Origin of the sequence: Nocardiopsis eucommiae (assembly GCF_965344335.1) — a bacterium.
Classification (GTDB): Bacteria; Actinomycetota; Actinomycetes; order Streptosporangiales; family Streptosporangiaceae; genus Nocardiopsis; species Nocardiopsis eucommiae.
Genome location: NZ_CBDRIY010000055.1, coordinates 16,655 through 31,087, shown reverse-complemented (window position 1 = coordinate 31,087; position 14,433 = coordinate 16,655). Strand labels below are relative to the sequence as shown.

Sequence of the window (14,433 nt, the reverse complement as noted above, 5' to 3'; positions counted from 1 at the left end):
GAGCGCTGCGCAAGGAGAGCGACCGGCGCACCTCGGGGAGCGGACGATCCTCACGGAGCCGCTCCCGCTGACCGCTCGGCACCGTACCGCCCGGCGCCTCCGGACGCCGGGCCCACCCGACTAAGGAGGGGAGATGGCCCAGAACGTCGCCGACCACGTGTTGCGCCGGCTGTCGCAGTGGGGTGTCACCGAGGTCTTCGGCTACCCCGGGGACAGCGTGAACGGCCTGGTCGCGGAGATGGCGAAGGTGGAGGACGGGCCGCGGTTCGTCCAGGCCCGGCACGAGGAGATGTCCGCCTTCGAGGCGGTCGGCTACGCCAAGTTCGGCGGTCGGCTGGGCGTGTGCATGGCCACCGGGGGCCCGGGGGCCGTGCATCTTCTCAACGGCCTCTACGACGCCAAACTCGACCACGTCCCGGTCCTGGCGATCCTGGGACAGGCCAGCCGCACCGCGATGGGCGGCGCCTACCAGCAGGAGATCGACCTCCACAGCCTGTTCAAGGACGTCTCCTCGGCGTTCCTGGAGACGGTGAACGTCCCCCAGCAGCTCCCGAACGTGCTGGACCGCGCCGTGCGCTCAGCCCTGTCGGAGCGTGCGCCGGCCACCGTGATCATCCCCGCCGACGTGCAGGAGCTCGACTACACGCCGCCGGAACACGCGTTCAAGCACGTGCCGTCCAGCGCTCCGGACCGGCGGGTCCACGGCGGCACCGTGCTGCCGCCCGCCAGCGAACTGGACCGCGCCGCCGAGGTGATCGACTCCGGCGAGCGAGTGGCGATCCTGGTCGGACAGGGCGCCAGGGGAGCGGCCGACGAGGTCCTGGCCCTGGCCGACGCGACCGGTGCGGGGATCGCCAAGGCGCTCCTCGGCAAGGACGTGCTCCCCGACGACCTGCCGAACGTCACCGGAGCCATCGGGTTGTTGGGGACCCGGCCCTCGTGGGAGCTGATGCGCGACTGCGACACCCTGCTCATCGTGGGCTCGAACCTGCCCTACTCCCAGTTCCTGCCACCGTTCGGACGGCGGGCCGTGGAGATCGACGTCGACCCCCGGTTCATCGGGATGCGCTACCCCACCGAGGTCAACCTCGTCGGAGACGCCGCGAGCACGCTGCGTGCGCTGCTCGAACGGCTCGACCCGCCCGCGACGGTCCGCGACGGCCGCGAACGCTGGAGCTCCGAGGTCCAGGGCAACGTGCGCCGCTGGCGGCGGGTCCTGGACGCGCAGGCGGAGGTCTCCGCCGACCCGGTCAACCCGATGAGGGTCATCAGCGAGCTCTCCTCGCGGCTGCCCGGTGACGCCATGGTGACCGTGGACTCGGGTTCGGCCACCAACTGGTACGCCCGGTTCCTGGACCTGGGTGAGGGCAACCGGGGATCGGTCTCGGGCACCCTCGCCACCATGGGGTGCGCCGTCCCCTATGCCATCGGGGCCAAGTTCGCCGCTCCCGACCGGCCCGTGGTCGCGCTGGTGGGTGACGGGGCCATGCAGATGAACGGGCTCATGGAGCTGCTGACGGCCCGCCGCTACCAGCACCTGTGGGACGACCCCCGGCTGGTGGTGTGCGTACTGCACAACAACGACCTCAACCAGGTCACCTGGGAACTGAGGGCGATGGGCGGTTCAACGAGGACGCCGTACTCGCAGGACCTGCCGGACCTGTCGTACGCGGACGTCGCCGAGCTGGTGGGGGTCACGGGGATCACCGTGGACCGGCCCGAGGACGTCGGTCCGGCCTGGGACCGGGCCCTGGCCGCCCAGGGGGCGGTGGTGCTGGACGTGCACTGCGACGCCGACGTGCCGCCGATTCCACCGCAGACCGAGTGGGACCAGGTCACCGACACGCTCAGGGCGCTCCTGAGCGGGGATCCGGACGTGTCGGGGGTCGCGGCGCGCGGTCTCGCCACCAAGATCCAGGAGTTCCTGCCGCACAGCCGCTGACACCGGCCCCGGGAACACGGGCCTCGCACCTGGTCGTCGGCTCGGCGACCGGGTGCGACGGGTGAAGGTGCCCGACGTCGGCGGTGGGTGGGGGCCGGAGCCCTCGCCCGGCACCGGCCCCCACCGCTCGTCCGGGGGTCAGGCGCGCTGCCGCAGACGCTCCCGCTGGGGCACCACGGTGTACTTCGGGTCCTCGGCCGACTGCACACCGGCCTGGAAGATCCCCAGCCGGGTCAGCGCCGAGCCTCCCACCAGCGCGGCTCCGCTCAGCGCCGACACGACCCGGTTGCGCCGCCCCAGGACCGAGCCGACCGCGCCCGCCAGTGTGAGGGCCTTGGCGGTACGCGTGAGCGCCCCCGCCAGCCCACGGCCGTAGGGCTCTCCGACCAGACCCATCCGCTTCTCCATGCAGGTGGACACCGCGAGCTCGGTCAGCGCTCCGCCCACGGCCGCCCGGCGGAACGGGCCGGCGTGCTCCGTCGGTGTCGTGACCAGTCCCATGCCGCCCGCCGCCGCGACGGCGGAGGACGCGAAGACATAGGGCATCTCCCGGTGCCCCTCGTGCCAGGAGGGCACCGCCGTGTCGCAGATGAGCGGTGCCGTGTAGGTGGCGACCAACGGCCCCAGGGCCCCCGCGCCCATGGTCGCCGCGGACCCGAACCGCGGGAACCAGCCGGTGGCGGCGGTCACGGCGGCCGTCCCGACCAGGGGGCCGTACCCCGCCAGGAGCCACGACCCCATGCTCATCGGTGAGGTCGGCTTGAACACACGCAGCATGTTGAGGAAGCGCTCGGGCCGCCCGAGGTCGTGGACGAGGGCCACCAGCGACCCGGAGATCGCCACCAGCGCCGTGTACTTGAGGGGACGCCCCAGGTCGGCGCGGCCGGTGGCCTCCGCCCCGGCGGCCAGGACCGAGGAAGCACCGGCCAGACCGCCCAGGAACAGGTAGCCGCCGATGTCGCGGGCCTCCCACACCACCCCGTTGAGCACCGGCCTTCCGTGGTAGGAGCGAAAGTCGGCGTCGGGCACGCGGGTGGGCTCGCCCCCGCGCCGACGCCGGCCCTCCGGGCGCCCCGACGGCCGCTCCGCCTCCCGCGCCTGGTCACGTTCGGTCCGCTGGGCCTCGGAGACCACGCCCGCCGCGCCGGTGATCGCGTCCCGGCCGCGTTCGCTCGGCCCCATGCCGTCGAGTTCGGGATTGCTCATGACCGCCTCCCCGCGAACGCCGCGAGCCCACCCGCGAGCAGGACCACGGCCGCCGAACCCGCGTGCCGCCACATCGACGGCAGGTCGCGGGTGGTCACCACCGGGTCGGGTGGGAGACCGTACACCTCGGGCTCGTCCAGCAGCAGGAAGAAGGCACCGGCACCGCCCACGCCGTCCTCGGGGTCCTCGCCGTACAGCCGCGCGGAGGACACCCCCGCGTCCTGGAGGTCCTCCACCCGCCGCTGGGCCCGCTCCCGCAGCTCGTCCAGGTCACCGAACTGGATGGAGTCGGTGGGGCACGCCTTCGCACACGCGGGCTCCAGACCGTCACCGATCCGGTCGTAGCAGAGCGTGCACTTCCAGGCCCGGCCGTCGACCTCCCGACGGTCGATCACTCCGTACGGGCAGGCGGACACGCAGTACCCGCAACCGTTGCAGATGTCCTCCTGCACCACCACGGTGTCGAACTCCGTACGGAAGAGCGACCCCGTGGGACACACGTCCAGGCAGGCCGCGCTCGTGCAGTGCTTGCACACGTCGGACGACATCAGCCACCGGAACTCGCCCCGGCCCGTTCCGTCGCCGTCCTCGCCCTTGCGCTGCCCCGGGAGGTCGAACGAGGGCATGCCGAGGTCGACCGTCCCGGGGCCCGCGGCCGCTCCGGGGGCTCCGTCGCCGCTCCCGGGCCTGCCCACGCCGGACTCCTGGTACCCGAGCGGTACGCGCTGCTCGACGAAGGCCACGTGGCGCCAGGTGTCGGCGCTCAGACGCCCGCTGTTGTCGAAGGACGAGGCCAGGAAGTTCAGCCCGTCCTCCGGGACCATGTTCCACTCCTTGCACGCGACCTCGCATGCCTTGCACCCGATGCACACGCTCGTGTCGGTGAAGAACCCCTTGCGTGAGGGCCGTTCGTCCTCGGTCATCAGTCCTCCGTTCCGGTCCGCTCGGTGACGCCCGCCCTGCGCCGGTACTCCTCCACCAGGGCCACGCGCTCCGGGCCCCGGGGACGCCGCCCCGGACGGATGTCGGCGGTCAGCGCCTTCACTTCCTGGATGTGCACGTTGGGGTCCAGCGCCATGGACATCAGCTCGTTGGCCGAGTCACCCGTGGAGTACCCGTTGGGCCCCCAGTGGTAGGGCATGCCGATCTGGTGGACGAGGCGCCCCTGGACGCGCAACGGCCTCATGCGGTCGGTGACCAGCACTCTGGCCTCGATGGCGTTGCGCGCCGTCACGACGGTCGCCCAGCCGCCGTGCTCCAGTTCCCGTTCGGCCGCCAGCTCCGGTCCCACCTCGCAGAAGAACTCCGGTTGGAGCTCGGACAGGTAGGGCGTCCACCGGCTCATGCCCCCGGCGGTGAAGTGCTCGGTGAGCCGGTAGGTCGTCACCACGTACGGGAACACCCCGGCCCCGGGGGTGCCCGGGGGCGGGTGGTAGCGGTTGAGCTCGTGCTGGAAGAGCAGACGGGTCGGGTTGCGCTGCTGCCGGTAGAGCGGGTTGCCGAACGGGGTGTCCTGCGGTTCGTAGTGCGTGGGCATCGGACCGTCGTGCAGACCTGCCGGAGCGTAGAGCCACCCCTTGCCGTCCGCCTGCATGATGAACGGGTCCACCCCGCTCAGGGCCTCGACGCCGGTCGCGTCCTCGGAGGGCCGGTAGCCGGGCGCCTTGTCGTGTTCGAAGTCGGCGACGTCGAACCCCGTCCAGTGCCCCGCTTCCTCGTCCCACCACACCAGGGCCTTGCGCTCGCTCCACGGGCGGCCCCGGGGGTCGGCCGAGGCCCGGTTGTACAGGACGCGCCGGTTGTCCGGCCACGCCCAGGCCCACTCGGCGGCGATCCAGTCCTGCTCGTCGCCCGGCTTCTTGCGCGCGGCCTGGTTGACCCCGTCCGCGAAGACCCCGCAGTAGATCCAGCAGCCGCAGCTGGTGGACCCGTCGTCCCTCAGCCGGGTGTACCCGTCCAGCGGACGGCCCCGCGCGTCGTGCCCGTTGATCTCACGCAGTACCGCCTCCGCGCTGGGCTCCCCGTCCGGCTCCAACGGGTAGTCCCAGGTGAGTTCGAGGACCGGCTGGTCCTTGGGATCGCCCGACCCGGCGAGGCGCTCCCGGACCAGTCTCCCCAGGTGGTACATGAACCACAGGTCACTACGCCGGTCACCGCTGGGTTCGACCGCGCGGTCGTGCCACTGGAGGGTCCGGTTGGTGTTGGTGAACGTGCCCGACTTCTCCGTGTGCGCGGCCGCCGGGAAGAAGAAGACCTCCGTGCCGATGTCCTCGGTGCGCATCTCCCCGGACTCGATCTCCGGGCCGTCCTTCCACCAGGTGGCGCTCTCGATCAGCGAGAAGTCCCGGACCACCAACCAGTCCAGTTCGGCCATGCCGAATCGCTGCGCCCGGCTGTTGGCCGACCCCACCGCCGGGTTCTCGCCCATGAGGAAGTAGCCCTTGCACACACCCTCCATCTGCGCCATCACGGTGTCGTACGTGCTGTGCGACCCGGTCAGCCGGGGGAGGTGCCCGAAGCAGAAGTCGTTGTCGGCCGTGGCGTGCTCACCGAACCACGCCTTGAGCAGGCTCACCGTGTAGGACCGCATGTCCGACCAGAACCCCTTGCGCGGATACCCGGCCGCCAGCACGTACCCCTCCAGGTCCTGTTCCTCATGGGCGTGCGGCATGGGCAGGTAACCCGGCAGCAGGTCGAACAGCGTGGGCACGTCGCTGGAGCCCTGGATGCTGGCGTGGCCACGCAGAGCCTGGATCCCTCCACCGGGCCGACCGACGTTGCCCAGCAGCAGCTGGAGGATCGACGCCGTACGGATGTACTGCGAACCCACGGTGTGCTGCGTCCAGCCGACCGCGTAGCAGAAGGCGCTGGTGCGCTCCGGCCCGGAGTTCTCGGTGAGGTGGTCGCACACCCGCAGGAACACGTCCCTCGGGATCCCGCACACCTCCTCGACCATCTCGGGCGTGTACCGGGAGTAGTGGCGCCTGAGGACCTGGAACACGCACCTGGGATCCGTGAGCGTGCGGTCCTCCTCGGGGCGCTCCCGGATCACCGCGCCGCCCGAGCCCTGCTGCTCCGGGCGGCCCGAGCGGCTGGTGTCGCCCGTGACGCCCCCGCGCGTACGGGGGAGCTGGTTGCGGTCGCCCGCCGCCGCGGCCACCGTCGCGCCCTCGTAGGTCCAGGTGGAGACGTCGTAGGAGCGTTCCTTCTCGGAGAACCCGGAGAACACCCCGTCCAGGTCCTCGGTGTCCCGGAACGCCTCGCCCACGATGGTCGCGGCGTTCGTGTACTCCAGGACGTAGTCGTGGAAGTACTTCCCCTCCGACAGCACGTGGTTGATGACGGCGCCCAGGAAGGCGATGTCGGTGCCCGCGCGGATCGGCACGTGCAGGTCGGCCAGGGCGCTGGTCCGACTGAACCGGGGGTCGACGTGGATGACGACGGCTCCGCGCGCCTTGGCCTCCATCACCCACTGGAACCCGACCGGGTGCGCCTCGGCGAAGTTGGAACCCTCGATCACGATGCAGTCGGAGTTCTGGAGGTCCTGGAGGAACATGGTGGCCCCGCCGCGCCCGAAGGAGGTCCCCAGCCCGGCGACGGTCGAGCTGTGGCAGACCCGTGCCTGGTTCTCCACCTGGATCACCCCGAGCGAGGTGAGGAGCTTCTTGATCAGGTAGTTCTCCTCGTTGTCGAGGGTCGCCCCACCCAGGCTCGCGATGCCGAGCGTGCGCGCCACACGTCGGCCCTCGCACTCCTCCTGCCAGGTCCGCTCCCGCGTGTCCACGACCCGGTCGGCCACCATCCGCATGGCCGTGTCCAGGTCCAACTCCTCCCAGTCCGTGCCATGGGGGCGTCGGTACAGGACCCGGTCCCGCCGGGACGGTCCCGTGGTGAGCTGGAGGCTCGCCGAACCCTTGGGGCACAGGCGTCCCCGGCTGATGGGGGAGTCGGGGTCGCCCTCGATCTGGATGACCTGCTCGTCACGGACGTACACGTTCTGCCCACACCCCACCGCGCAGTACGGGCAGACCGACTTGACGACCCGGTCCGCCTCGGCGGTGCGCGGGCGGAGCCGCTCGGTGCGCTCCGACCTGGCGGCCGCCCCGAGTCCCCGCCGGTCCTCTCCGGTGACCTGTCTCAGTACCGGCCACGATCCGAGCCATTCCCACACGCTCATGGAACTCCTCCCCGACCCGGTGGCGTGGCACCGCCCGGCCCGTTCCTCCGCTGACGTCAGCTGGCCTGGGTCTCTCCGCCGATCCGAGTGGGGGTCTCGCCGGTGGAGCGGGACGAGGGCCCGTCGCGGGCGAAGCGCACGAAGGAGGGCGCGGTCCCGACCGTGTCGGTCCGCCCCCTCGGCTTCTCCCGTCTGCGCGGACGGTCGTCCATGGTGGTTCCCCCGTGCTCCCTCCTCGACCGCCCTGCCCGACCGACGAGAGCCGCACACCTGCCCGCCGCCACAGAGCACCATCCTTTGCCCTGGTCCGCGCGTGCAGGGGGGACGACTTTCTCCTTGAGGGGGTTTGCGCAGACATTGTGGTGGGAAGCGCGGATCCGGGGCGCTTCCTACGAAGCTCCGTGAACTCGGGCGAGTGACGAGCTCCCGACCAGCGCTCCCGCACGCACGAGATGGGCGTCCACAGGCGCTGCTTCGACCCGGGACCCACGCGCGTGCCCACCGGGGATGTGAACCCCTGCGCGGTCCACTCCTCCCCACGACTCCGCGAGTTCGAGCGTTCCGTGTCGGGTCAGTGGAGGAGCGGCATGAGGTGGATGACCTCCCAGGCCTCGAAGACGGCGACGACGAAGAGCACCAGGACGATGACGGGATAGAGGCGCAGGTTGGCGCCGAGGCCCGCCCGGTACCCCGCCCGCCTGGACGGCAGTTCGAGTCTCTGGTACCCGAAGGTCGATCTCCAGAGAATGACCGTCCCGAGCGTCGCCAGGATGTAGGCCTGGAATTCGATGATCAGGACGGGAGCGTGGGGGAGGAGGGCGATGGCGGCGTCCCCGGATGTCGGAGTGAGCCACATGCCGATTTCCATGGCTCGGTAGACCGTGGCGGCGACCCCGAAGAACGGAATGACGAGCGAGGGAATCGTCGTCGTGAGCAGGGCGGCGAAGGCGAGATTGAAGATGAACGTCCCCAGGGCCGCCGACACGAAGTCGCCGTTCACGTAGGCGGTGACCACGAAGTCCCCGGGTCCGGGCAGGTCCACGAAGGCTTGGGCGCGTTCGAGTCCCCTCTCCTGTAACCCGAAGAGGGCTGTCAGGGCCATCGTCGCTCCCAACAGGCCGTAGACGGCGATATTGAGAAGGACGTAGGTTCTCCAGTGCTCTCTGAGGATGTTCAGGAAACCGCGAAAGAGGCGCATCCGGTCGTTCTCCCTTCTGGTTCGGCGGTCGAGTGGCGACGCCGTTCAGCGGCCGAGGGCATCGAGGGCTGTGGCGATGATGGTGGGTCGCCATTCCCGTTCACGGCCGACGCGCACGGCGGTCAGGCAGGCGTGGGTGAGCACGGCCGCAGAGCTGATCACCCGGATCTGGCGTTCCTCGTCGGAGGAGGACCAGTCGACCCCGAAGGCGCGCGTGACGGCTTCCCCGCAGGCGAGGAGCTCCGCGGGGGCGTCGTTCGGATCAATGTCGATCAGGCCCAGGGACAGCGCGCTCACGCCTGGCCACTGGAACGTGAGGTCCACGAACCCGGCCACCAGGCCCCGGTCCCGCTCTTCGCCCGCAGGGAGGGTCGCCACCTCGGCGGTGACGGCGGTCACCGCCCGGCTTATCGCGGTGATGGCCGCCTCGTGGAGCGCGTCCTTGGTGGCGAAGCGGCGAAGGATCCCGGCCTTGGAGTATCCGGTCGCGTCAGCGATCTGTTGGACTGACGTGTTCTCGAAGCCGTGGCGGGCGAAGAGGCCCGCCGCCCGGTCCACGATCTGAGCGTCGATCTGTTCACTGCTCGGTTTCACCATGGGGAGACCCTACCGCATGTGTGACCATATCGGTCAGCTTGTGACCGATATGGTCACAAAAGACCACGCGGGAGCGTTGCGGTAGCGGAGAAGAACCGGTAGCTGCCGAGGTCCTCCAAGATCTCCTTGACCATCCGCCGAGTCCCTTTCTGGATAGCGGCGACGCCCTCCGGGGCGTGCTCGCCCGGATGAGATGGGGGAGTGGCGACGGCTCGTGGGGGCGTTCCGGTGCGGTCGAACACGGCCTGGCGCGCCCCCGGGTCGCGTTGCGCTCCGGGACCGGGACACGACGATCTGTCACTGTGGTGCACTGGCGCACTACCCATGTACGCCAGTGACCTGGGAAGAGGCAGAAGTGAGCGATACCGGAGCATCGTCGTCGGGGTCGGGGGAATCCCACCTGGCCCACGTGACCATGATCGCGGCGGCCGCCGCGATGGGTGGGTTCCTGTTCGGCTACGACAGCGCGGTCATCAACGGCGCGGTCGACGCGATCCAGCAGAAGTTCGACGTGGGCGCCGGACTCCTGGGGTTCACCGTCGCCTCCGCCCTGCTGGGCTGTGTGGTGGGCGCGGCCACGGCGGGCAACCTCGCGGACCGGCTCGGCCGCATCAGGGCCATGCAGATCGCCGGTGTCCTGTTCGCGGTGAGCGCGATCGGTTCGGCCCTGCCGTTCTCGATCTGGGACCTCACCTTCTGGCGCGTCATCGGCGGCGTGGCGATCGGTATGGCCTCGGTGATCGCGCCGACCTACATCGCGGAGGTCTCGCCCGCCGCCTACCGGGGTCGCCTGGCCTCCCTGCAACAGCTCGCCATCGTGCTGGGGATCGCCTGCTCCCAGCTGGTGAACTACGCGATCGCGCAGGAGGCGGACGGCAGCGCGCACAACATGCTCGGACCGGTGCAGGCATGGCAGTGGATGCTGGCCGTGGAGGCGCTGCCCGCCCTGGTCTACCTCGGGTTGAGCCTGGTCATCCCGGAGTCGCCCCGCTATCTCGTGCGGGTGGGACGCGTGGACCGGGCCCGGTCCATCCTGAGCGATGTCGAGGGGGGCGGGACGGCCCGGATCGACCGGAGGATCGGGGAGATCAAGGAGGCCCTGGGCTCGGAGGTGCGGCCCCGGCTGCGGGACCTGACCGGGAAGTACGGCCTGCTGCCCATCGTCTGGATCGGTATGGCGGTCTCCGCCTTCCAGCAGCTGGTGGGCATCAACGTCATCTTCTACTACTCCAGCTCGCTGTGGCAGTCGGTCGGCGTGGCCGAGACCGACTCGCTGCTGCTGAGCCTGTTCACCTCCCTGGTGAACATCGTCGGCACGGTGATCGCGATCATGCTGGTGGACCGGGTGGGCCGCAAACCCCTCCTGCTGGCGGGGTCCGCGGGGATGACCGTGGCGTTGGGCCTGGCCGCCTTCGCGTTCAGCCACGCCACCGGCTCCGGCGAGGAGGTCACCCTCCCCTTCGTGTGGGGCGTGGTGGCGCTGGTCTCGGCCAGCTCCTTCGTGCTGTTCTTCGCCCTGTCCTGGGGCGCGGTCGTGTGGGTGCTGCTGGGGGAGATGTTCCCGCTGCGGATCCGCGCCGCCGCCATGGGCGTGGCCACCGCCACCCAGTGGCTGGCCAACTGGCTGATCACCGTGAGCTTCCCGAGCCTGCGGGACTGGAGCCTGCCCGGCTCGTACTCGATCTACGCGGGCTTCGCCCTGCTGTCGTTCTTCTTCGTGCTCAAGTTCGTGCAAGAAACCAAGGGCAAGACGCTGGAGGAGATGCGGGGTTAGGCTGGAGGGGTGGACGGCAGGGGACGGGACCGCACCTGGGACTTCACGGTGGCGGCCCCCGACAGGGCCCCCGGGGTGGCCGCGATGGTCGGCTACCGGAACCGCGACGAGCCCGCGACCATCCACCTCGGTCTGCCGTCGGCGTCCCTGACCCTCATCCTCGGCCTGGACGGCGGGGTCGAGGCCGCCGACGCCCCGGACCGGCTGGCCGACGCCTGCCCCAACCCGGTGCTGTTGGGCGGGCTCCACACCCACGCGACCCACGTGCTCCAACGACCGGGACAGACCGGGATCCAGGTCGCGGTGCACCCGCTCGCCTCCCGGGCGCTGTTCGGCGTCCCGGGGTCGGAACTGGCGATGGCCGCCTCGAACGGCTTCGACGGCACGGCCCTGCTGGGGCGCTCCGCCACCGAGCTGCACGAGCGCCTGGCCGGGGCACCCGACTGGGAGACCGCGTTCACGCTGGTCAGCCGCTACCTCGTGGGTTGTCACCGCGAGCACGACCGCCAGGCGGTACGGGGCGAGGTCGGACGGGCGTGGGAACTGCTGGCGCGCAGCCGGGGACGCTTCCCGGTGGGGGAGCTCGCCCGCGAGGTCGGGCTGAGCGCGCGCCACCTGGGCACCCTCTTCCGACGTGAGGTCGGACGCTCGCCCAAGACCGTGGCGACGCTGATGCGCTTCGGGCACGCACGCGCCCTGATCACGGAGAACGTGCGCCGTCGCGGCCGGGCCCGGTTCGCGGAGGTGGCCCCCGAGGCGGGGTACGGCGACCAGGCGCACCTGAACAGGGAGTTCGTCCGCTTCACCGGGCTCTCCCCGGGGGCCTGGGTGGCCGAGGAGTTCCGAAACATCCAAGACGGGGCGCACACCGCCGCGAAGAATGGACACCATGAGTAACACGAACCCCACCGTCTGGAGCACGCTCCAGGCCGTGGACGCACCCGGTCTGATCGACTTCTACACGCAGACCTTCGGCTTCGTCCTCACTGCGCGCCACGACGACGGCGACACCGTGGCCCACGCCGAACTGCTGTGGCCCGAGGGCAGCGGAGGCCTCATGCTCGGCACGCACAAGCCCGGAGGCACGTGGTCACGCGAGCCCGGGACGGCGGGGACCTACGTGGTGACCACCGACCCGGACGCCCTGTACGAGCGGGTGACCGCACGGGGCGCGGAGATCACCCGGCCGCTCTCCGACACCGACTACGGTTCCCGCGAGTTCGGAGTGCGCGACCCGGAGGGCAACCTCTGGTCGTTCGGGACCTACCCGGGCGCGCCCGCCCCCTGAGGAGCGGACGCGCGGTCGGCGGGGATCACCGCTCCTCGGGTGCGCCGGTGAACAGCGCGCGCACCTCCTCGGCGGTGGTCTCCCGCAGTTCCTCGTCGAGCAGCAGCCACCGGGTGATCCCGATGGACTCCAGGAAGCGCAGGTCGTGGCTGGCGACCAGCAACGCCCCCTGGTAGGCCTCCAGGGCCCCGGTCAACTGCCGCACGCTGGACAGGTCCAGGTTGTTGGTGGGCTCGTCCAGCATCAGCAGCTGCGGGGCCGGGGAGGCCAGCATGGTGGCCGCCAGGGCGGCCCGGAAGCGCTCGCCCCCGGACAGCGTCCCCGCGACCTGCGCGGCCCGGTTCCCCTTGAACAGGAACCGCGCCAGCTGGGCGCGGATGTGCTGTGCGCTGACCCCCGGGGCCGCGTCGGAGACGTTCTCCGCGACGCTCCGGGACTCGTCCAGCACGTCCAACCGCTGCGGCAGGAACCGTACCGGCACGGACAGCGCGATCTCACCCTCCGCAGGGGTGTCCAGTCCGGCTACGGCGCGCAGCAGCGTGGTCTTGCCCGCGCCGTTGCGTCCCACCAGCGCGATCCGTTCCGGACCGCGCACCAGCAGGTCGCCCGAGACCAGGCGCCCGAACCGGGGGCGCACCCCGCTCAGGCTCAGCACGTCGCGTCCGTTGGGCACCTCGGTGCGGGGGAGCTCCACACGGATCTCGGCGTCGTCACGCACCGCGTCGGCCGCCTCCTCACGGCGTTCGCGCGCCTCGTCGAGCCGGTCCTCGTGGGTGCCTCGCAGCTTTCCCGCGGACTCCTGGGCGGCCCGTTTGAGCGCGCCCTGGACGATCTTCGGGATCCCTCCGTCGATGGCCGCCTTCTTCGCGGTGCGCTGGCGTCGGGCCAGTTTGATCTGGGTCTCCTCCAGTTCCCGCTTCTGTCGGCGCACGTCGGCGTCGGCCGCGCGCAGGGTCCGTTCGGCGGCCTCCTGCTGGACGGCCAGCGCCTCCTGGTAGGCGGTCCAGCCGCCGCCGTGGATGGTCACCGAGCCGGCGCGCAGTTCGGCGATCCGGTCCACCCGTTCCAGGAGTTCCAGGTCGTGGCTGACTACCACCAGGGAACCGGACCGCCAGGTCTCCACGGTCTCGTAGAGCCTGCGCCGGGCGAAGAGGTCGAGGTTGTTGGTGGGTTCGTCGAGCAGGAGCACGTCGGGGCGCTCCATCAGGACCGTGGCCAGGCGCAGCAGGACGGTCTCGCCTCCGGAGAGCTGGCCGACGCTGCGGTCGAGGCCGATCCCGCCCAGCCCGAGCGAGCCCAGGGTCGCCAGGGTGCGCTCCTCGATGTCCCAGTCGTCACCGACCGTCTCGAAGTGCCGTTCGGAGGCGTCCCCGGCCTCGATGGCGTGCAGGGCGGCGCGCTTGGCGTCGATCCCCATGGCCTGGTCGACCCGCATCCCGGTGTCGAGCGTGACGTTCTGCGGCAGGTAGGCGAGGCTTCCGCCGATCGTCACCGAACCGCGTCCGGGGCGCAGCCGACCGGCCAGGAGCCGGAGCAGGGTGGACTTGCCAGCGCCGTTGGTGCCGACCAGTCCGGTGCGGCCCCGGCCGAGGGTGAGGGACAGGCCGTCGAACACGACGGTGCCGTCCTTCCACTGGAAGGCCAGGTCGGAGCAGGCGACGGCGGCACTCGTGGTGGTGCTGGTCTTTGACATGGGTGTTCTCGCAGTCAGAAGCGGTGTGGAAAGGGCTTCGTGTGCGAGCACCACGCGGCGTTGCGCCGGGAGGGGTGGGGGAGTCCTGGTCGACAGGGACGGCTCCTACACCGAGGTTCCATGCACGCGTCGGACAAGCCGGATACCGGCTCCGTACCGCGTGATGATCGCGAACCTCAGATGCGCAACGTCCACCTCGATCGTAGACAACAGGACGTGGAGTACTTTACCCACGGCCCCGCGGCCGTCAAGCGTCTTTTCCCTGTGAGGTGGCTCTCAGAACTCCTCCAGGTCGATCTTGCGCTGGAGGTACTCCTCGCGGGTGATCTCGCCCCGGGCGTAGCGCAGGCGCAGCTCCTGCGTGGCCGCGTCCCGCCCAGGTTCGACCGCCGGTCCGGCACGGCGCCCTCTCAGCAGCTGACCGGCCTCGGTGACGGTGAGCACGAAGAAGAAGGCCAGGCCCAGCAGGACCACGATCACGACTCCCGCGATGAAGACGTTCACGGCGTCCCTACCTTCGACAGTGAGCGGAGCGGTCCTCCCTGTCTACCGCCTGCC

At 70.8% G+C, this 14,433-nt stretch carries 12 protein-coding genes; 4 read left to right on the top strand and 8 right to left on the bottom strand.

Annotated features, from left to right (window positions below; all coding sequences use genetic code 11):
* Positions 1-133 precede the first annotated feature (133 nt).
* Positions 134-1,942 (top strand): thiamine pyrophosphate-requiring protein, encoded by a 1,809-nt coding sequence (locus ACRWK8_RS24840; RefSeq protein WP_431873048.1) that lies wholly within the window; start codon positions 134-136, stop codon positions 1,940-1,942.
* Positions 1,943-2,080: 138 nt separating this feature from the next.
* Here ACRWK8_RS24840 and nrfD read toward each other — a convergent pair whose 3' ends face one another.
* From nrfD to ACRWK8_RS24810, 6 genes are all read right to left on the bottom strand, one after another.
* The gene (gene nrfD / locus ACRWK8_RS24835) at positions 2,081-3,148 is read right to left on the bottom strand and encodes an NrfD/PsrC family molybdoenzyme membrane anchor subunit (protein ID WP_431873047.1); all 1,068 of its coding nucleotides are present in this window, start codon (positions 3,146-3,148) and stop codon (positions 2,081-2,083) included.
* Positions 3,145-4,071: a 4Fe-4S dicluster domain-containing protein gene (locus ACRWK8_RS24830; protein ID WP_431873046.1), complete on the bottom strand. Its 927-nt coding sequence runs from the start codon at positions 4,069-4,071 to the stop codon at positions 3,145-3,147. Before ACRWK8_RS24830 ends, nrfD begins: the two co-directional genes overlap by 4 nt.
* Positions 4,071-7,325: a formate dehydrogenase gene (fdh, locus tag ACRWK8_RS24825; protein WP_431873045.1), complete on the bottom strand. Its 3,255-nt coding sequence runs from the start codon at positions 7,323-7,325 to the stop codon at positions 4,071-4,073. The genes ACRWK8_RS24830 and fdh overlap by 1 nt, the downstream gene beginning before the upstream one ends.
* 56 nt (positions 7,326-7,381) lie before the next feature.
* Positions 7,382-7,537: a hypothetical protein gene (locus tag ACRWK8_RS24820; RefSeq protein WP_378748364.1), complete on the bottom strand. Its 156-nt coding sequence runs from the start codon at positions 7,535-7,537 to the stop codon at positions 7,382-7,384.
* Positions 7,538-7,896: 359 nt separating this feature from the next.
* A complete protein-coding gene (locus ACRWK8_RS24815) occupies positions 7,897-8,523 on the bottom strand; it encodes a hypothetical protein (RefSeq protein ID WP_431873044.1) in 627 nt (208 codons plus the stop codon).
* A 45-nt stretch (positions 8,524-8,568) separates the two neighbouring features.
* Entirely contained in the window at positions 8,569-9,120 is a 552-nt protein-coding gene (locus tag ACRWK8_RS24810; protein ID WP_431873043.1) for a TetR/AcrR family transcriptional regulator, read from the bottom strand.
* A 355-nt stretch (positions 9,121-9,475) separates the two neighbouring features.
* On the opposite strand from ACRWK8_RS24810, the gene ACRWK8_RS24805 reads away from it, so the two are divergent.
* From ACRWK8_RS24805 to ACRWK8_RS24795, 3 genes are read left to right on the top strand one after another with little or no spacing between them, the layout of a single operon-like run.
* Positions 9,476-10,894 carry a sugar porter family MFS transporter gene (locus ACRWK8_RS24805; protein WP_431873042.1) on the top strand — a complete coding sequence of 473 codons (1,419 nt, stop codon included), beginning with the start codon at positions 9,476-9,478 and terminating at the stop codon, positions 10,892-10,894.
* Between the two features lie 9 nt (positions 10,895-10,903).
* Entirely contained in the window at positions 10,904-11,791 is an 888-nt protein-coding gene (locus ACRWK8_RS24800; RefSeq protein ID WP_431873041.1) for an AraC family transcriptional regulator, read from the top strand.
* Positions 11,784-12,182, top strand: coding sequence for a VOC family protein (locus ACRWK8_RS24795; protein WP_378748413.1), 399 nt, complete (start codon positions 11,784-11,786; stop codon positions 12,180-12,182). The genes ACRWK8_RS24800 and ACRWK8_RS24795 overlap by 8 nt, the downstream gene beginning before the upstream one ends.
* Before the next feature lie 25 nt (positions 12,183-12,207).
* Here ACRWK8_RS24795 and ACRWK8_RS24790 read toward each other — a convergent pair whose 3' ends face one another.
* Positions 12,208-13,875 carry an ABC-F family ATP-binding cassette domain-containing protein gene (locus tag ACRWK8_RS24790; RefSeq protein WP_431873040.1) on the bottom strand — a complete coding sequence of 556 codons (1,668 nt, stop codon included), beginning with the start codon at positions 13,873-13,875 and terminating at the stop codon, positions 12,208-12,210.
* Positions 13,876-14,151: 276 nt separating this feature from the next.
* On the bottom strand, positions 14,152-14,379 hold the full coding sequence (locus ACRWK8_RS24785; RefSeq protein WP_431873039.1) for an SHOCT domain-containing protein: 228 nt from the start codon (positions 14,377-14,379) through the stop codon (positions 14,152-14,154).
* Positions 14,380-14,433: the final 54 nt, after the last annotated feature.

Excerpts from the sequence above, each read along its gene's own strand:
- ACRWK8_RS24840 (WP_431873048.1), top strand. The coding sequence starts at position 134 with ATGGCCCAGAACGTCGCCGACCACGTGTTGCGCCGGCTGTCGCAGTGG.
- nrfD (WP_431873047.1), bottom strand. The coding sequence starts at position 3,148 with ATGAGCAATCCCGAACTCGACGGCATGGGGCCGAGCGAACGCGGCCGG.
- ACRWK8_RS24830 (WP_431873046.1), bottom strand. The coding sequence starts at position 4,071 with ATGACCGAGGACGAACGGCCCTCACGCAAGGGGTTCTTCACCGACACG.
- fdh (WP_431873045.1), bottom strand. The coding sequence starts at position 7,325 with ATGAGCGTGTGGGAATGGCTCGGATCGTGGCCGGTACTGAGACAGGTC.
- ACRWK8_RS24820 (WP_378748364.1), bottom strand. The coding sequence starts at position 7,537 with ATGGACGACCGTCCGCGCAGACGGGAGAAGCCGAGGGGGCGGACCGAC.
- ACRWK8_RS24815 (WP_431873044.1), bottom strand. The coding sequence starts at position 8,523 with ATGCGCCTCTTTCGCGGTTTCCTGAACATCCTCAGAGAGCACTGGAGA.
- ACRWK8_RS24810 (WP_431873043.1), bottom strand. The coding sequence starts at position 9,120 with ATGGTGAAACCGAGCAGTGAACAGATCGACGCTCAGATCGTGGACCGG.
- ACRWK8_RS24795 (WP_378748413.1), top strand. The coding sequence starts at position 11,784 with ATGAGTAACACGAACCCCACCGTCTGGAGCACGCTCCAGGCCGTGGAC.
- ACRWK8_RS24790 (WP_431873040.1), bottom strand. The coding sequence starts at position 13,875 with ATGTCAAAGACCAGCACCACCACGAGTGCCGCCGTCGCCTGCTCCGAC.